The 18,388-nt window shown below is 65.6% G+C and carries 11 protein-coding genes; 1 reads left to right on the top strand and 10 read right to left on the bottom strand.

Annotated features, from left to right (window positions below; genetic code table 11):
• Positions 1-166: 166 nt before the first annotated feature.
• The 7 genes from tuf to ABD301_RS08450 form a co-directional block, all read right to left on the bottom strand.
• Positions 167-1,360, bottom strand: a complete 1,194-nt coding sequence (tuf, locus tag ABD301_RS08480) for an elongation factor Tu (protein WP_344308692.1) — start codon at positions 1,358-1,360, stop codon at positions 167-169.
• A gap of 160 nt (positions 1,361-1,520) precedes the next feature.
• Entirely contained in the window at positions 1,521-3,614 is a 2,094-nt protein-coding gene (fusA, locus tag ABD301_RS08475; RefSeq protein ID WP_344308690.1) for an elongation factor G, read from the bottom strand.
• Between the two features lie 72 nt (positions 3,615-3,686).
• Positions 3,687-4,157 carry a 30S ribosomal protein S7 gene (gene rpsG / locus ABD301_RS08470; protein ID WP_163567667.1) on the bottom strand — a complete coding sequence of 157 codons (471 nt, stop codon included), beginning with the start codon at positions 4,155-4,157 and terminating at the stop codon, positions 3,687-3,689.
• Positions 4,157-4,531 carry a 30S ribosomal protein S12 gene (rpsL, locus tag ABD301_RS08465; RefSeq protein ID WP_163567666.1) on the bottom strand — a complete coding sequence of 125 codons (375 nt, stop codon included), beginning with the start codon at positions 4,529-4,531 and terminating at the stop codon, positions 4,157-4,159. The genes rpsG and rpsL overlap by 1 nt, the downstream gene beginning before the upstream one ends.
• Positions 4,532-4,920: 389 nt before the next feature.
• The gene (locus ABD301_RS08460) at positions 4,921-5,709 is read right to left on the bottom strand and encodes a DUF4190 domain-containing protein (protein ID WP_344308687.1); all 789 of its coding nucleotides are present in this window, start codon (positions 5,707-5,709) and stop codon (positions 4,921-4,923) included.
• A gap of 47 nt (positions 5,710-5,756) precedes the next feature.
• A complete protein-coding gene (locus tag ABD301_RS08455; RefSeq protein ID WP_344308685.1) occupies positions 5,757-6,332 on the bottom strand; it encodes a hypothetical protein in 576 nt (191 codons plus the stop codon).
• An 858-nt stretch (positions 6,333-7,190) separates the two neighbouring features.
• Positions 7,191-9,710, bottom strand: coding sequence for a M14 family zinc carboxypeptidase (locus ABD301_RS08450; protein ID WP_344308683.1), 2,520 nt, complete (start codon positions 9,708-9,710; stop codon positions 7,191-7,193).
• A 97-nt stretch (positions 9,711-9,807) separates the two neighbouring features.
• Between ABD301_RS08450 and ABD301_RS08445 the strand changes: the two genes are divergently transcribed.
• Entirely contained in the window at positions 9,808-10,266 is a 459-nt protein-coding gene (locus tag ABD301_RS08445; RefSeq protein WP_344308681.1) for a hypothetical protein, read from the top strand.
• A gap of 87 nt (positions 10,267-10,353) precedes the next feature.
• Here the strand turns inward: ABD301_RS08445 and ABD301_RS08440 are convergent, their stop codons facing one another.
• The 3 genes from ABD301_RS08440 to rpoB all read right to left on the bottom strand — a co-directional run bounded on the left by ABD301_RS08440 (position 10,354) and on the right by rpoB (position 18,336).
• Positions 10,354-10,797 (bottom strand): GNAT family N-acetyltransferase, encoded by a 444-nt coding sequence (locus ABD301_RS08440; protein ID WP_163567661.1) that lies wholly within the window; start codon positions 10,795-10,797, stop codon positions 10,354-10,356.
• Positions 10,798-10,903: 106 nt separating this feature from the next.
• Positions 10,904-14,800: a DNA-directed RNA polymerase subunit beta' gene (locus ABD301_RS08435; protein WP_344308679.1), complete on the bottom strand. Its 3,897-nt coding sequence runs from the start codon at positions 14,798-14,800 to the stop codon at positions 10,904-10,906.
• A 92-nt stretch (positions 14,801-14,892) separates the two neighbouring features.
• The gene (gene rpoB, locus ABD301_RS08430) at positions 14,893-18,336 is read right to left on the bottom strand and encodes a DNA-directed RNA polymerase subunit beta (protein ID WP_344308677.1); all 3,444 of its coding nucleotides are present in this window, start codon (positions 18,334-18,336) and stop codon (positions 14,893-14,895) included.
• Positions 18,337-18,388: the final 52 nt, after the last annotated feature.

Here is an 18,388-nt window from a genome sequence, read left to right as displayed (position 1 = left end):
ACATCTCTGTGCTTCTGCTCGCTCAAGCGCGGCCGGATCCTTCGGCGCAACCGCCGGGCACTCCCGACCGCACTCAATGAGCAACCTTCGCAGTATGCCTGATCGGCTCAGACACACACCAACCGGGGTGGCTGCAGGTGTCTGCCGTCACCCCGGTTGGGAGGAACTACTTGAGGATCTTCGTAACCTGACCGGCGCCGACGGTACGGCCACCCTCACGGATGGCGAACCGGAGGCCCTCCTCCATGGCGATCGGCTGGATCAGCGAGACCGACATGTTGGTGTCGTCGCCCGGCATGACCATCTCGGTGCCCTCGGGGAGGGTCACCACGCCGGTCACGTCGGTGGTGCGGAAGTAGAACTGCGGGCGGTAGTTGTTGAAGAACGGCGTGTGCCGCCCGCCCTCTTCCTTGGACAGGATGTAGACCCGGCCCTCGAACTCGGTGTGCGGGGTGGTCGTACCCGGCTTGATGACGACCTGGCCGCGCTCCACGTCCTCGCGCTTGATGCCACGCAGCAGCAGCGCCACGTTCTCACCCGCGCGAGCCTCGTCGAGGATCTTGCGGAACATCTCGACGCTGGTGACCGTGGTGGTCTGCTTCTGCTCGCGGATACCGACGATATCGACGGTCTCGTTGACCTTCAGCACGCCGCGGTCGACACGACCGGTGACCACGGTGCCGCGGCCGGTGATCGTGAAGACGTCCTCGATCGGCATCAGGAACGGCTTGTCGACATCGCGGTCCGGCTCCGGAACCGACTCGTCGACGGCGTCCATCAGCTCCAGGAGCTTGGCGCTCCAGTCCGCGTCACCCTCGAGCGCCTTCAGCGCCGACACCCGGATCACCGGTACGTCGTCGCCGGGGAACTCCTGGTTCGACAGCAGCTCGCGAACCTCCAGCTCGACGAGCTCCAGGATCTCCTCGTCGTCCACCATGTCGGCCTTGTTCAGGGCCACCACGATGTACGGCACGTTGACCTGGCGGGCCAGGATGACGTGCTCACGGGTCTGCGGCATCGGACCGTCGGTCGCCGAGACGACCAGGATCGCGCCGTCCATCTGGGCGGCACCGGTGATCATGTTCTTGATGTAGTCGGCGTGACCGGGGCAGTCGACGTGCGCGTAGTGCCGCTTCTCGGTCTGGTACTCGACGTGCGCGATCGAGATCGTGATGCCCCGCTGCCGCTCCTCCGGCGCCTTGTCGATCTGGTCGAAAGGCGTGAAGGGGTTGATGTCCGGGTATTTGTCGTGCAGGACCTTGGTGATGGCCGCGGTCAGCGTGGTCTTGCCATGGTCAATGTGACCGATGGTGCCGATGTTGACGTGCGGCTTGGTCCGCTCGAACTTGGCCTTCGCCACTGTGGTCCTCCTGTGGACTCTTTCTCTGTGCTCCGCCGTTGGTCTCGGCCGACGAGCGTACTGGGTGTGTTTTGAGCGGAATTACTCGCCCATCGCTTTGGAGAGTTATGCCATCGTCCTGGCCGGAGTCCGACGCCCCGCTTCCGGGGCGCCGAACGCCTTATTCGCCGTTGACCTTGGCGATAATTTCCTTCGCGACGTTAGCCGGAACCTCGCCGTACGAATCGAACTGCATCGAGTAGCTGGCCCGACCCTGGGTCTTGGACCGCAGGTCGCCCACATACCCGAACATCTCGCTCAGCGGCACCTGGGCCTTCACGACCCGAGCACCACCACGCTCTTCCATGGCCTGGATCACGCCACGGCGGGAGTTCAGGTCGCCGATCACGTCGCCCATGTTCTCCTCGGGCGTGGTGACCTCGACCGCCATCAACGGTTCGAGCAGCGCCGGGCTGGCCTTGCGGGCAGCCTCCTTCAACGCCATCGAACCGGCGATCTTGAACGCCATCTCGGACGAGTCGACCTCGTGGTACGCACCGTCCAGCAGCGTCAGCTTGATCCCCACCAGCGGGTAGCCGGCCATGATGCCGTACTGCATGGCGTCCTGGGCACCGGCGTCCACCGACGGGATGTACTCCTTCGGGATCCGGCCACCGGTGACCTTGTTCTCGAACTCGTACGTGGTGCCGTCCGTGGTGTCGATGGGCTCGATGGAGATGAGCACCTTCGCGAACTGGCCGGAACCACCGGTCTGCTTCTTGTGGACGTAGTCGACCTTCTCGACCTTCTTGCGAATGGTCTCCCGGTACGCCACCTGCGGCTTGCCGACGTTCGCCTCGACCTTGAACTCGCGGCGCATCCGGTCGACCAGCACCTCCAGGTGCAGCTCGCCCATGCCCTCGATGATCGTCTGGCCGGTGTCGTCGTCCTGGTGGACCTTGAAGGTCGGGTCCTCCTCGGCGAGCTTCTGAATCGCGATGGAGAGCTTCTCCTGGTCGCTCTTCGTCTTGGGCTCGATGGCCACCGAGATGACCGGGTCCGGGAAGGTCATCGACTCCAGGATCACCGGGTTCGACGAGTCGGACAACGTGTCGCCGGTAGTGGTCTGCTTGAGACCCGCCACGGCGATGATCTCGCCAGCGCCCGCGAAACCGCGCTCCTCGCGCTTGTTCGCATGCATCTGGTAGATCTTGCCGATCCGTTCCTTGCGGTCCTTGGTCGAGTTCACCACCTGGTTGCCAACCTCCACGCGGCCCGAGTAGATCCGGACGTACGTGAGCTTGCCCAGGTGCGGGTCGGTCTGGATCTTGAAGGCCAGCGACGAGAACGGCTCGCTCTCGCTCGGAGCGCGCTCCACCGGGGTCTCGCCGTCGTGCAGGACACCGTGCACGTTACCCACGTCCAGCGGGCTGGGCAGGTAGTCGATGACGGCGTCGAGCAGCGGCTGGACACCCTTGTTCTTGAACGCCGAACCACAGACGACCGGGTTCGCCAGGCTCGCGAGGGTGGCCCGTCGGATGCCGGCCTTGAGTTCGGCCACCGACAGCTCTTTGCCCTCGAGATAGGCCTCCATGGTCGTGTCATCGACCTCGGCGAGCGTCTCGATCAGCTTCTCGCGGTACTCCGCGGCCTGCTCGACCAGCTCGGCCGGAATCGCCTCGATCGCGTAGTCCTCGCCGACCTTCGTCTCGCCACGCCAGGTGAGCGCGCGCTCCTCCAGCAGGTCGACGACCCCGATGTGGTCGCCTTCCAGGCCGATCGGAATCTGCAGCACCAGCGGAGTGGAGTTGAGCCGGTCCCGCATCATCTGGACGCAACGGAAGAAGTCCGCGCCCGTACGGTCCAGCTTGTTGACGAAGCACATCCGGGGCACGTGGTACTTGTCGGCCTGCCGCCAGACGTTCTCGGTCTGCGGCTCTACCCCGGCAACACCGTCGTACACCGCGATCGCGCCATCGAGAACCCGCAGGTTGCGCTCCACCTCAACGGTGAAGTCGACGTGCCCGGGGGTGTCGATGATCTGGATCGAGTGGTCTTTCCAGATGCACTTGGTCGCCGCGGACGTGATCGTGATGCCGCGCTCTTGCTCCTGCTCCATCCAGTCCATGGTGGCCGCGCCATCGTGGACTTCACCGATCTTGTAGTTGATACCGGTGTAAAAGAGGATGCGCTCGGTCGTCGTGGTCTTGCCCGCGTCGATATGCGCCATGATCCCGATGTTGCGGGTCGTGACGAGTTCGGCGTCCTTGGCCACTGCTCTCTTCTCTCAAAATCGTGATCGACGTGCGGTGGGGTCAGCTCGGCTGGGGCTGCCCGCCGCGGTGCGCTACCAGCGGTAGTGCGCGAAGGCCTTGTTGGAGTCGGCCATCTTGTGGGTGTCCTCGCGTCGCTTCACGCTCGCACCCAGACCGTTGCTGGCGTCCAGCAACTCGTTCATCAGACGCTCGGTCATCGTCTTCTCCCGGCGCGCCCGGCTGTACGTGATCAGCCAGCGCATCGCGAGAGTGGTGGACCGGCTCGGCCGGACCTCGATCGGCACCTGATAGGTCGCGCCACCGACCCGGCGGCTCTTGACCTCCAGGGTCGGCTTCACGTTGTCCAGCGCACGCTTGAGCGTGATCACCGGGTCGGCGCCGGTCTTCTCACGGGCGCCTTCCAGCGCGCCGTAGACGATCTTCTCGGCGACCGAACGCTTACCGGACAGCAGGACCTTGTTGATCAGGCTGGTGACCAACGGGGAGCCGTACACCGGGTCGATGACGACCGGGTGCTTCGGGGCGGGACCCTTGCGGGGCATTAGCTCTTCTCCTTCTTCGCGCCGTACCGGCTGCGCGCCTGCTTGCGGCCGCGGACACCCTGGGTGTCCAGCGAGCCACGGACGATCTTGTATCGAACACCGGGAAGGTCCTTCACCCGGCCGCCACGCACGAGCACCATCGAGTGCTCCTGCAGGTTGTGGCCGACACCGGGGATGTACGCGGTGACCTCGATCTGACTGGTCAGCCGGACGCGGGCGACCTTGCGCAGCGCCGAGTTCGGCTTCTTCGGCGTGGTGGTGTACACCCGCGTGCACACCCCGCGACGCTGCGGACCGCCCTTGAGCGCCGGCGTCTTGCTCTTCTCGACCTTGTCCTGGCGGCCCTTGCGGACCAGCTGCTGGATCGTGGGCACCGAGCCTGGCCTTCCTTCGTTGTCTGTCTTGCCTTGGTGAAGCTGTGGTCTTCGGTCGTGCTCTCGCGTCACGCGGCCAACCGCTGGCTCGCTCTCGGCGAGCCGGGCCCGTACGCACACGTGATCGTGTCATTCTGTTTTGTTCATGACCTGGTCGGGGCCCGATTTCCCGACCCCCGCGGTCGGGCGTGTCGCCCAACCCACGCACCTACGCGAACTGTTACGTCCATCGGGAGTGCGCCACCGCTCACCACAACAGGTACGCGCCCGTGTCTATTCCGTCACAGGCCCGCCTGACGGCGCGCGAGCACGCCCGGGTCACCCCAGGCACGAACAACAAGCGTACCCACCCCCGTCGCGCAGGTCAAAACGGGGGTGCGTGATCCGCGTTATCTCGGGCTGAGCTGGCTCAGGAAGCCGAAGGCCAGCAACAAAATCACCGCGCAGATCGCCAGTACGATGCCAACCGCGCCACAGATGAGGCCGCTCAGCGCCATCCCGTCGCCGCCGAGCTGCCCATTGGACTTGCTGATGTTGCTCCGCGAAATGAAGCCCATGATCAGTGCCGCGGCGCCCAGCGGATAGCTGAACGCCCCGTAACAACAGATCGCCAGCGGGATCGCCAGAATTCCGCAGATCATCGCCCCGATAGCGAGACCGTCCGTACGCGGGCCGGCCGGATAGCCACTGCCCGGCGGCGGGTAACCCGGCTGGCCGTAGCCCGCCGCCGGTGGCTGGCCGTAGCCCCCGCCGGTGGCCGGATAGCCAGCACCCGAGGCCGGATAGCCGGCGCCAGACGCCGGGTAGCCAGCACCCGAGGCTGGGTAACCAACGCCGGACGCCGGGTAGCCGGCACCGGAGGACGGGCCGTAGCCGGTGCCGGAGGCCGGCGCGGTGCCGTAACCCGGGTCGGCCTGCTGCGGGTAGCCGGTCGCTGGGTCGTACCCGCTCGGCGGCTGGGCCGCCTGGTCATACCCGCCAGCCGGTGCGGCACCACCCGGGTCGGCCCACGGCTGGGCCGGCTCGTCCTTCTTCAAGGACGGCGGCTCATAGCCGGCCTGGCCATCGTACGAAGTCGGGTCGTACGCCGGGGTGTCGTAACTGGGGGTCGAATACTGCGGCGTCGGGTGGGGCTCACCACTGCCCGCCGGCCGGTTCTCACCGGGTTGCTCGGTCATGCCAATCTTCCTTCCCCGTAAGGCGAAAACCGCCCTGCGCTGCGCTATTAGTCAACGTTACTTGGGTAGTGGGCGTCCTGCGCTGGAACACCCAACCCGACCAGCCAACTGACAGCCAGCGCGGTGCCGACCACCACGGCGATCGAGATGGCCACCAGGCTGAGCACCCGCGCCGCCTTGATCATCCCGGCGCCGGTCAACCACCCGTCGGACACCGCCACCTCGGCGGCCGCCATCCTCGCCAACGCCAGCGCGATCAGCCCCGGCACGACACCGCCCAGGCAGGGCGCGAGCGCGACCGCGACGATCCCGGTCACCAGCGCCCAAACGGCCGCGCTCGCCGGCCGCGGCCGCGGCGCCCGCGGTTGGAACGGCACGTATGGACCGGGCTGCCAGCCAGGACCGCCGTACGGACCGGGCCGCCGGGCCGGATCCCAGACCGGCAGCGCCGAGTAGTTCGGAATCGGCTGCGTTCCGTACGTTTGTGTTCCGTAGGGCTGAGCTCCGTACGGCTGAGCTCCGTAGGTCTGGGCTCCGTAGGTCGGGGGCCCGTACGGCTGCACCCTGAAGGGCTGTAGCGCGCCGGGCGACGGCACCGGGGGCGGTGTTGACCCGTACGCCATCACGCCACCCTCCGACTTGACCTCAACTCCCGCAGTCTAGGACCTCCCCGATGCCTCTTGAGCCAAGACCGCATGGAGCGCTGCGGTTCGGTGCGAGGTCGGCTCCTCGGCGCCCGAGTCACGGGGTTTCAAGGTCAAAGTCAAGGGCCGAAGGTCAAGGGCGAAGGTCAAGGTCTGCCCTGCGGGCGGCGCCTCTAGGAAGAACGGAGTTTGGGTGCGGGTGGTGCGTTGGGTGGGTGGTTGGGCACTCGCGAAAAAGCACATCCCCTCACCCCACTTACTCCACGCCACCACCGTGCCAGATTCGGCTACTCTCCGCGACATCCTTTGTTGATCTTGGTTAGTTGGCCTACCCAAGCCAGACATTTCACGCCGATGTCCGTTTTGGGTAGACCAACTAACCAAGATCAACAACTCACGGCCCAAAGAGTGGGACGAGCGGTCGCAGGAGTCACAGGGACCCCATCAGTCCCAGCTGTCACAGGTCGGGGGTCGAGTGCGGTACAAAAGCCCGCACTCGACGTCGAGCGGTGCACAAAGTCCCGCACTCGACGAGCGACACCCGGAAAACCGCTCGGGAAACGCGACAAACAGGGCACAGAACCAACCAACGTCATCACCAACAGCGCGAGGTGTCCGTAACCCCGTACGAAACCCCAACCCACCCGGTCAACCCCGGAAGAACCGGGATCTTCCCTCTCCTCGGAGGCAACCGCCGCTTTTGACCTTGACCTTCGCCCCTGACCTTCGCCCCTGACCTTCGCCCCTGACCTTCGATCTCGACCCTTGACCTTCGACCTGGACCGAAGAACCCCGACCTCGATCCGGAGACCTTCCCGTGCGAAACGCTCCAGTAACTCAGGGAGTCTGGATGGCGAGCGGCGGGGCGGCGCCGGCGGCGGCCAGTTCGGCCGGCAACGAGCGGATCCATGAGGCCGGATCGGCGGGCGCGTACCGGCCCGAGTCGACGACGAGCTGGACAAAGCCCGGTCCGGTCACGGTCCGGTATGTCACCCCGTGCCCGCGCAGCACCTGCCCGGCGGCGGTCGCGTCAGCTGGCCGGACCCGGAGCACCAGGGAGGCTCCGTACGTACGGGTCATGGCCGCGGCGGACTGTTCGGCCCGCAGTTCCGCGGCCGAGCGCTGCCCACTGTTGACGTACGGCTGCGCCTTCGCGGTCCCACGCGATGCGAGCAATGCGTCGAAAAGAAGGTGCGCGCTGCCGTCGGAGAAAGCCCGGAAGTTCGGATCCACCGCGAAAACCGTGACCTGGCCGGAACCAGCTGGCTCGCTGATTTCCGCGGCCGTACCGGCCAGCTCCTCTTCGCCTTGCTGATAACCCGAGACATACCAGTCCGGTGAGGTGAGCGCCGGGTAGCTGGCCACCACATTGGCCGGGTTGCTGGCCGTCATGACCGGATCGCTGTTGTACATCACCCAGTTGGTCCCCGCGTTTGGCGTGTTCACTCGGAAAAGTGTGCCGGGCGCGGTGCCTTTCGGATCCCGCAACACCGCGGTCGACAGGCCCAGGCCGGCCGCCAGCTGGGCGCCGCCCTCCCAACCGACGTAGTGACCACCGCCGTTCGTCCAGTCGGCCAGCGCCTTCTTTCCCGTCGCACCAAGCAATGTCGTGACGGTTTTGGCGTCCGTGTCCGGCACCAGCAGGGTGTCCAGATGGGACAGCACCGACGGTGTCACCTGGCTCGGGCTCAGCACGGTGGACGGGATTCGCCAGTCATGGTCCAGCCGCCACCGCAGCCAGCCGGCACTCTCGGACGGCTGGAATGGGCTCGAAGTGTACGAAAGAATGCCTACCCTCGGTAGCCCGGACGGCAGTTTGACCGCTGGCACCCGTACCGGCGGCAGCACGGTTGACAGCGGCTTCAGCGAAAGCCCAGTGTAGCCACCGTCCAGATTGGACAGCAGCGCCATGCTCCAGCCGGATACGTCATAGAAATACGGGAAAGGCACATACGTGTTTTCGTTGAGCATCGCCTGGATCCAGTGCTTCTCGGCCTGCGCCATCGGAATCCAGTACGTGCCGGCCGGCATCGTCGCGGCCGCTCTGGCCCGCCCGTACGCGGCGAAATCCTTGACGTACAACGGTTTCGCCAGCCGATAAACGACGACGCCAGCCTGCTGCAGCCGCTTGACGACCACCGCGGTGTCCCGCGCCTTGGCCGGGTTGTCGGTACGCAGGAAGTAGCCGCAGACCTTCATGTCCGGCACCGGCAGCTGCACGGTATGACCCGGGTTGTAGACCTTGTTCGGCTGCAACGAGCACTGCTGACCCTGTTTTTCGGCCTGAACGTACGCGTTGTGCCATCCGCTCACGATCTGTGCGCGCCGTCCCGCGCCGGCGAACAGCGAAGCCATTCCGGACGTGTAGTGCTTTTCCGTCTGCACCGGATAGGAGGCGCCCTGCCCGACTTCGAAGGTCATACCGGCGGCACCGAACTCGGTGGTCGGGACACTGTCCCCGTACCCCTGAAAGAACAGGTCATAGCCGGATTGGTAGGTATCGTACGAAAATTGCTTCGCGTCGAAAGCAGCGCCATTCGCCACGCCGTACACGTTGTTGATCCAGTCGACCGACGAGTCCGAGGTCTCGTGGTAGGTCGGGTCGGAGTTCGGCGGGAAGAAATAGCTGTCGCCGCCCATGCCGTGCTCGTCGATGTAGAGCTGCGGCGGGTATTTCGCCAGCAGATCGAGTTTCCCGGAAGTTTCGGGCTGGGTACGGGCAAACCAGTCCCGGTTCATGTCGAATGCGTTCGCGTTCTGCCGGGTGTTCAACGCCCGACCATCCGGGTTCTGCGATGGAATCAACCCCACCACCGCGTTGTCCAGGATCCGGCTCGCCACACAGTCGGTCCGGTCCGCCAGCTCGTACGCGATCCGGTCCACCGCGTCCCCACCAGCAGGCTCGTTGCCGTGCACATTGGCCGTCAGCCACAAAATCGCCGGCATCCGCGCCTCAATCACCTTCGCCACCGCCGCCGGTAAATCCGGCCGCCGCAGTAACGCCGCATCCGTCGACAACCGAGCCAGCGCCGCCGGCGTCAGGTTCTTCTTCCGTGACACCAGCGCGTACGACAGCTTCCGCCCGGTCGTCGTGGTGGCGAACGTCCCCGACACCACCTTGTCACTGGCTCGGTCCACCGCGCTCAGGTATTTGTTGAGCTGGTCGCCGGTCGCTTCCCGACTCCCAAGATCGAAGCCCAACACCTGCTTGGCCGTCGGCACCTTGCCCGCGTACGTCGGCGTGGTGCTGACGGTGTCACACGATGCCGCCGCCTGCGCGGGCGCCACGGACATCGCTCCCCCGGCGACCAACGCCGCCACCACCGTCACCGCGGTCACCCAGCTGATCTTCCGCACGCCGAACTCCCCTCACGCCCAAGAGAGCACCAACGTACGGGCAAATCGCCGATCCGCTCCACGAACCGACCCACACCGGTCACTAACCTTTCAGGTCGTGACGTATTTTGCCGGCCTGCGCAACATCCCCGCCAAGCGGAAACACACCCTGGCGGAATACCGCCCGTGGCAGCTGCACGTCGGCTGGGGGCTCATGCTGGTCAGCTGGCTGGGCATGCTCGGCGCGAGCGTGGTGGGGATGATCACCTCTCCGAAGACCAGCGGCACGGACGTCTTCTGGGTGACGTTCTGGGGTCTCGCCGTGAGCGCGCTTCTCGTCCGCGGCTGGTGGGGCGGCCCGTCGGCGTGGACGTACCTGAAGCTTCTCGCGCAGGTGCTCGGGGTGCTCACCCTGGTCGGTTTGGTCGCCATCACCGCCGTCGAGCTCCCGTACGCGCACTTGGAGGTGAGCCTGCTGATCTACTACGTGCCGGGTCTGCTCGGCGGCCTGGCCCTGCTGACCGCAGGCCTCCTACTCAACACCCGCCACGTACGCCTGTGGTACGCCGGCACCTGATGCCGCACGTCCGCTCACCTTTCGCGAACTCGACGTTGTCATTGCCCATATCGGGCGTGCTGACAACGAAACGTCAAGTTCGCGGGCTTAGCGGCGATAGCTGTAGTGGATGAACCCCTGGTGGTATTTGCCCACCCTTTCGTACAGCGCGCGAGCTGGGGCGTCTTCCAGTGTATTCCAGTAGAGGCTGGGAAAACCGTGGTCCTCAGCGTCCCGCGCCACCCACTCGATCACTGCCGTCGCAACACCTCGCCGCCGGACTTCGGGGTCCACGAACAAGTCCACCAGATAGCACTTTCCGGCGTACCAGACACTGGCGTGGAACAGGTAGTGCGCGATGCCGACCACCTTGCCGTCCAGCCGGGCGGCGATCCCGCGTATCCGCTCGTCCTTCAGCAGCCGTCGCCAGGTCCGTTCGTAATCGTCGTCGTCGCGTACGACCTCGAAATACGTGTCCTTACCGCGGGCGAGCACTTCCCAGCGGGCCCGGTCGGATTCGGTCAGGAAGCTCATCTCCACCACGCTGCCCATGCTGCCGTACGGTCAGGTCAGCGGTGGGCGCGCATCAGGCCCCGCACAACAAAGCCGGCCGCCCCGCGTACGGGACGGCCGGCTTTGTGTCGTACTGGCTACGCGATCAGCGGTTGTAGCCGCCGTAGTCGTAGTCGTCCAGCGGAACTGCCTGGCCGCTGCCCTGGCCGAACACCGAGTAGTCGCCGTTGTCGGTGTACGGGGACATCGAGTAGACCGATGCCCGGGCTTCCTCGGTCGGCTCGACCCGGATGTTGCGGTAGCGGGAGATGCCCGTACCGGCCGGGATGAGCTTTCCGATGATCACGTTCTCCTTCAGGCCCAACAGGGAGTCGCTCCGGGCCGCGATGGCGGCGTCGGTGAGCACCCGGGTGGTCTCCTGGAAGGAGGCCGCGGACAGCCACGAGTCGGTGGCCAGCGACGCCTTGGTGATGCCCATCAGGGACGGACGACCCGAAGCCGGCTCGCCACCCTCGGCCACCACGCGGCGGTTCTCCGCTTCGAACTGGGCCCGCTCGATCGGCGCGCCCGGCAGGAAGTCGGTCGCACCCGAGTCGATGATGATGACCCGCTTCAGCATCTGCCGGACGATGACCTCGATGTGCTTGTCGTGGATCTGCACACCCTGCGAGCGGTAGACCTCCTGCACCTCCTGGACCAGGTGCAGCTGCACCTGACGCGGCCCAAGAATGCGCAGCACCTCATGCGGGTTGACCGCACCTTCGAGCAGCTTCTCGCCAACCTCGATGTGGTCACCGTCGCCGAAGCGCAGCCGCGACCGGCGGCTGATCTTCTCGTACGCGATCTCGTCGCTGCCGTCGTCCGGCACCACGATGATCTTGCGCGACTTCTCGGTGTCCTCGATCCGGATCCGGCCGGCGGCCTCGGAGATCGGGGCCATGCCCTTGGGGACACGGGCCTCGAACAGCTCCTGGACACGCGGCAGACCGGTGGTGATGTCGTCACCGGCGATGCCGCCGGTGTGGAACGTACGCATGGTCAGCTGCGTACCAGGCTCACCGATCGACTGGGCGGCGATGATGCCGACCGCCTCGCCGACCTCCACCGGGATGCCGGTGGCCAGCGACCGTCCGTAGCAGACCGCGCAGCAACCCAGGCGTGCCTCACAGGTCAGCACGCTGCGGATCTTGATGTTGGTGACGCGGGCTTCGACCAACCGCTGGATGCCCACGTCGCCGAGGTCACTGCCGGCGGCCAGTACGACCTTGCCCTCCGGGTCGGTCGCGTCCTCGGCCAGCGTCCGGGCGTACACGCTGGTTTCCACGTGCGCGTCCTTGACCAGGACACCGTCCACCTCGGCGGCGATCGGCAGCGGGAGACCGCGGCTGGTGCCGCAGTCGTCCTCGCGGATGATGACCTCCTGGCTCACGTCCACCAGACGACGCGTCAGGTAGCCGGAGTCCGCGGTACGCAGAGCGGTGTCGGCCAGACCCTTACGGGCACCGTGGGTGGAGATGAAAAACTCCGCCACGGTCAAGCCTTCCCGGAAGCTGTGCTTCACCGGGCGCGGGATGATCTCGCCCTTCGGGTTGGCCACCAGGCCCTTCATGCCGGCGATCTGCCGGACCTGCATCATGTTGCCGCGCGCGCCGGAGTGGATCATCTTCCACATCGGGTTGGTGATGGGGAAGTTGCGCTCCATCTCCTTGGCCACCTCGTTGGTCGCCCGGGTCCAGATCTGGATGAGCTCCCCACGCCGCTCTTCAGCGGTGATGACGCCGCGCTGGTACTGCTTCTCGATCTTCTCCGCTTCGCTCTCGTACGACTCCAGGATCTCCGCCTTGCGGGGCGGCACCACCACGTCGTCGATCGAGATCGTCACACCGGACCGGGTGGCCCACCGGAAGCCGGCTTCCTTCAGTGCGTCCAGCGTCGCCGCCACCTGCACCTTCGGATAACGCTCGGCCAGGTCGTTCACGATCGCCGAAAGCTGCTGCTTGCGGATCTCGTAGTTCACGAACGGGTAGTCCGGCGGCAGGGTCTCGTTGAACAGCACCCGGCCAAGGGTGGTCTCCAGCACCACCGCGGTGCCGGGCTGCCAGCCCTCCGGAGCCGTCCACTTGTCGCCTTCATCGCCGTTTTCCACGCCGAGGATGTCGTCAAGCCGGATCCGGATCGCGGCACGCAGGTTCAGCTCATGGTTGTCGTACGCCATGATCGCCTCGGCCGTCGAGGAGAACACTCGACCCGCCCCCAGCGCGTCGGCCTCCGGCGAGGTGAGGTGATATAGGCCGATGACCATCTCGTGGGTCGGCGCGGTGACCGGACGGCCAGACGCCGGCGACAGGATGTTGTTGCTGGACAGCATCAGGATCCGGGCCTCGGCCTGGGCCTCGGCGGACAGCGGCAGGTGCACCGCCATCTGGTCACCGTCGAAGTCCGCGTTGAACGCGGTGCAGACCAGCGGGTGGATCTGGATGGCCTTGCCCTCGACCAGCAGCGGCTCGAAGGCCTGGATGCCCAGACGGTGCAGCGTCGGCGCACGGTTCAGCAACACCGGGTGCTCGGTGATGACCTCTTCCAGCACGTCCCAGACGACCGGACGCGTACGCTCCACCATCCGCTTCGCGGACTTGATGTTCTGCGCGTGGTTGAGGTCGACCAGCCGCTTCATGACGAACGGCTTGAACAGCTCGATCGCCATCATCTTCGGCAGGCCGCACTGGTGCAGCTTGAGCTGCGGGCCAACAACAATGACCGAACGGCCGGAGTAGTCGACACGCTTGCCGAGCAGGTTCTGACGGAACCGGCCCTGCTTGCCCTTCAGCATGTCGGACAACGACTTCAACGGACGGTTGCCCGGCCCGGTGACCGGACGACCACGGCGGCCGTTGTCGAACAGCGCGTCGACGGCCTCCTGCAGCATCCGCTTCTCGTTGTTGACGATGATTTCCGGCGCGCCCAGGTCAAGCAGTCGCTTGAGCCGGTTGTTCCGGTTGATCACCCGGCGGTAGAGGTCGTTCAGGTCGCTGGTGGCAAAACGTCCACCGTCCAGCTGCACCATCGGACGCAGGTCCGGCGGGATCACCGGTACGCAGTCCAGCACCATGCCCAGCGGCGAGTTCCGGGTGTTCAGGAAGTTCGCGACCACCTTCAGCCGCTTCAGCGCGCGGATCTTGCGCTGTCCCTTACCGGACCGGATGGTCTCGCGCAGCGACTCAGCCTCGGCTTCGAGGTCGAAACCCTCCAGCAGCTTCTGCAGCGCCTCGGCGCCCATGCCACCGGCGAAGTAGTCGCCGAACCGGTCCCGGAGCTCGCGGTAGAGCAGCTCATCCGGGATCAGCTGGGAAACGTCCAGCTTGCGGAAGGTGTCCAGCACCTCGTCGAGCCGGTCGATCTCACGCTGCGCGCGGTCGCGGAGCTGGCGCATCTCGCGCTCGCCGCCCTCTTTGACCTTGCGTCGTACGTCGCTCTTCGCGCCCTCGGCCTCAAGCTCGGCGAGGTCGGTCTCCAGCTTCTTCGCGCGCGTCTCGATGTCGTTGTCGCGGCGCTGCTCGAGGTGCTTGCGCTCCGCCCCGATCTCCGAGTCGATGGTCGGCAGATCGCGGTGCCTCGCCTCGGTGTCCACCGAGGTGATGAGGTACGCGGCGAAGTAGATGATCTTCTCTAGGTCCTTCGGCGCGAGGTCGAGCAGGTAACCCAGTCGACTCGGAACGCCCTTGAAATACCAGATGTGGGTGACCGGCGCGGCCAGCTCGATGTGCCCCATCCGCTCACGACGCACCTTGGCCCGAGTGACCTCGACACCGCAGCGCTCACAGATGATGCCCTTGAACCGAACTCGCTTGTACTTGCCGCAGTAGCATTCCCAGTCGCGGGTGGGGCCGAAGATCTTCTCGCAGAACAAGCCGTCCTTCTCAGGCTTGAGCGTGCGGTAGTTGATCGTCTCCGGCTTCTTCACCTCGCCATGGGACCACTGGCGGATGTCTTCGGCGGTGGCCAGGCCAATACGCAGCTCGTCAAAAAAGTTGACGTCGAGCACGTGTAACCTTCTCTTTCTTTTACAGGTCCTGACGGTGGTCGGCGGCCGGCGGGAACGTATCCGGCGAACCGGAAACGCTCCCGCCGTACACGTCAGACCTCTTCGACGCTGCTCGGCTCACGCCGAGACAGATCGATTCCCAACTCCTCCGCGGCGCGGAACACCTCGTCGTCGGAGTCGCGCATCTCGATGGACACGCCGTCCGTGGAAAGCACCTCGACATTCAGACACAGGGACTGCAGTTCCTTCAGCAGCACCTTGAACGACTCGGGCACCCCGGGTTCGGGGACGTTCTCGCCCTTGACGATGGCCTCGTAAACCTTCACGCGACCGGGCACGTCATCGGACTTGATCGTCAGCAACTCCTGCAGGGCATAAGCGGCGCCGTACGCCTGCATGGCCCAGCACTCCATCTCACCGAAGCGCTGACCACCAAACTGCGCCTTACCACCGAGGGGCTGCTGCGTGATCATTGAGTACGGACCGGTGGACCGGGCGTGGATCTTGTCGTCCACCATGTGGGCCAGCTTCAAGATGTACATGTAGCCGACCGCGACCGGTGCCGGATAAGGCTCACCCGAGCGACCGTCGAACAGCATCGCCTTGCCGGTGCCGTCGACCATCCGGTTGCCGTCCCGGTTGGGGATCGTGGACTCCATCAGCCCGACGATCTCCTCCTCCTTCGCGCCGTCGAACACCGGCGTCGCGGTCGGAGTGTTCGGGTCGGCCCAGTCGGCGCCAATGGCCTTGAGCGTCACCTTCCACGGCTGGTCATCCCCGTCGACCTTCCAGCCGCGGGAAGCGACCCAGCCCAGGTGCATCTCCAGAACCTGACCGATGTTCATCCGGCTGGGCACGCCGAGCGGGTTCAGCACGATGTCGACCGGAGTGCCGTCCTCCAGGAACGGCATGTCCTCGGGGGGCAGGATCTTGGAGATCACACCCTTGTTCCCGTGCCGGCCGGCGAGCTTGTCACCGTCGGAGATCTTGCGCTTCTGCGCCACGTACACCCGGACCAGCTCGTTCACGCCGGGCGACAGCTCGTCACCGTCGTCGCGGCTGAACGTACGAACGCCGATCACCGTGCCGGACTCGCCGTGTGGCACCTTCAGCGAGGTGTCCCGAACTTCTCGGGCCTTCTCACCGAAGATCGCGCGCAGCAGCCGCTCTTCCGGGGTCAGCTCGGTCTCACCCTTGGGGGTGACCTTGCCGACCAGGATGTCGCCCTGCCCGACCTCGGCGCCGACCCGGATGATGCCGCGCTCGTCGAGGTCCGCGAGGACCTCTTCGGAGACGTTCGGGATGTCCCGGGTGATCTCCTCGGCGCCCAGCTTGGTGTCCCGGGCGTCGACCTCGTGCTCCTCGATGTGAATCGAGGTGAGGACGTCGTCCTGGACCAGCCGCTGACTCAGGATGATCGCGTCTTCGTAGTTGTGACCCTCCCACGGCATGAACGCGACCAGCAGGTTCTTGCCCAGCGCCATCTCACCGAAGTCGGTGGACGGGCCGTCGGCAAGCACCTGGCCAGCCTCGACCCGGTCACCCTCGGCCACGATCGGGCTCTGGTTGATGCAGCTGCCCTGGTTCGAGCGGCGGAACTTGTGCAGCAAGTACGTCCGACGGGTGCCGTCGTCGTTCATGACGGTGATGTAGTCGGCGCACACGTCCTCGGCGATGCCGGACTGCTCGGCCACCACCACGTCGCCGGCGTCGGCGGCGGAGCGGTATTCCATGCCCGTACCGACCAGCGGACGCTCGGTGCGCACCAGCGGAACCGCCTGGCGCTGCATGTTCGCACCCATCAGGGCGCGGTTCGCGTCGTCGTGCTCAAGGAACGGAATCATCGCGGTCGCGACCGAGACCATCTGGCGCGGCGAAACGTCCATGTACTCGATCTCGCCCTTGGCCACCAGCTCGACCTCGCCGCCCTTACGCCGAGCGGTGACCCGGTCCTCAGCGAACCGGCCCTCCGCAGTCAGCGGAGCGTTGGCCTGGGCCTTGACATACCGGTCTTCCTCGTCCGCGGTGAGGTAGTCGATCTGGCTGGTGACGATGCCGTCGACGACCTTGCGGTAAGGAGTCTCGATGAAGCCGAACGGGTTGATCCGCGCGAACGCGGCCAGCGCACCGATCAGGCCGATGTTCGGGCCCTCCGGGGTCTCGATCGGGCACATCCGGCCGTAGTGGCTCGGGTGCACGTCGCGGACCTCCATGCCGGCCCGCTCACGGGACAGACCACCGGGGCCGAGCGCGTTCAGCCGGCGACGGTGGGTCAACCCGGCCAGCGGGTTGATCTGGTCCATGAACTGGGACAGCTGGCTGGTGCCGAAGAACTCCTTGATGGAGGCCACCACCGGGCGGATGTTGATCAGGGTCTGCGGCGTGATCGCCTCGACGTCCTGAGTCGTCATCCGCTCGCGGACGACCCGCTCCATCCGGGACAGGCCAACCCGCACCTGGTTCTGGATGAGCTCGCCGACGGTACGGATCCGCCGGTTGCCGAAGTGGTCGATGTCGTCCGGCTCATACCCGTCGACGTCCGCGTGCAGCTTCACGAGGTAGTCGATGGTGGCGACCACGTCGTCCTCGGTGAGGGTGCCGGTGGTGAAGGGCACGTTCACACCGAGCTTGCGGTTCGCCTTGTACCGACCGACCTTGGCCAGGTCGTATCGCTTCGGGTTGAAGAACAGGTTGTCCAGCAGCGTCTGGGCATTCTCCCTGGTGGGCGGTTCGCCCGGGCGGAGCTTGCGATAGATGTCCAGCAGCGCCTCATCCTGACCGACGAGGTGATCCTTCTCCAGGGTGGCCATCATGATCTCCGAATCCGCGAACCGCTCGCGAATCCTTTCCGGAGTCCAGCCGAGGGCCTTCAGGAGGACCGTGACAGCCTGCCGACGCTTGCGGTCGATGCGTACACCGACCGAGTCGCGCTTGTCGACGTCGAACTCCAGCCAGGCGCCCCTGCTGGGGATCACCCGTACGTTCGTGACGTCTTTGTCGGAGGTCTTGTCCGGCTCCTTCGCGTAATACACCCCAGGAGAACGAACCAGCTGCGACACGACCACGCGCTCGGTGCCGTTGATGATGAACGTGCCCTTGGCAGTCATCATCGGGAAGTCGCCCATGAACACCGTCTGGCTCTTGATCTCGCCAGTGGTGTTGTTGGTGAACTCCGCGGTCACGAAGAGCGGTGCGCAGTACGTGAGGTCCTTCTCCTTGCACTCCTCGATGGAGGCCTTGACCTCTTCGAAGCGCGGGTTGGAGAAGGACAGCGACATAGAGCCGGAGAAGTCCTCGATCGGAGAAATCTCTTCGAGGATCTCGGCCAGGCCACTGAGCGTCGACGGAGCGTCGGCGGACCGAGACTGCCAGGCCTCGTTGCCGATCAACCAGTCGAACGAGCTGGTCTGAAGAGCGAGCAGGTTGGGCACCTCGAGCTGCTCCTGAATCTTCCCGAAGGAGACACGGAGCGGCCCATAAGGATTACCTGCGCTGGGACGAGAGTGGAATTTGTTGCCGGGGCGGGAGACTGCCAAGATGCGTCCTCTCGAGCACCGTTGCTGTCATGACGCGCGCACCCCTAGCGAC

Origin of the sequence: Fodinicola feengrottensis (assembly GCF_039530045.1) — a bacterium.
In the GTDB taxonomy this organism is placed as follows: Bacteria; Actinomycetota; Actinomycetes; order Mycobacteriales; family HKI-0501; genus Fodinicola; species Fodinicola feengrottensis.
This window is presented reverse-complemented; position numbering and strand designations above follow the sequence as displayed.

Excerpts from the sequence above, each read along its gene's own strand:
- ABD301_RS08440 (WP_163567661.1), bottom strand. The coding sequence starts at position 10,797 with ATGGGCAGCGTGGTGGAGATGAGCTTCCTGACCGAATCCGACCGGGCC.
- ABD301_RS08455 (WP_344308685.1), bottom strand. The coding sequence starts at position 6,332 with ATGGCGTACGGGTCAACACCGCCCCCGGTGCCGTCGCCCGGCGCGCTA.
- ABD301_RS08460 (WP_344308687.1), bottom strand. The coding sequence starts at position 5,709 with ATGACCGAGCAACCCGGTGAGAACCGGCCGGCGGGCAGTGGTGAGCCC.
- rpsG (WP_163567667.1), bottom strand. The coding sequence starts at position 4,157 with ATGCCCCGCAAGGGTCCCGCCCCGAAGCACCCGGTCGTCATCGACCCG.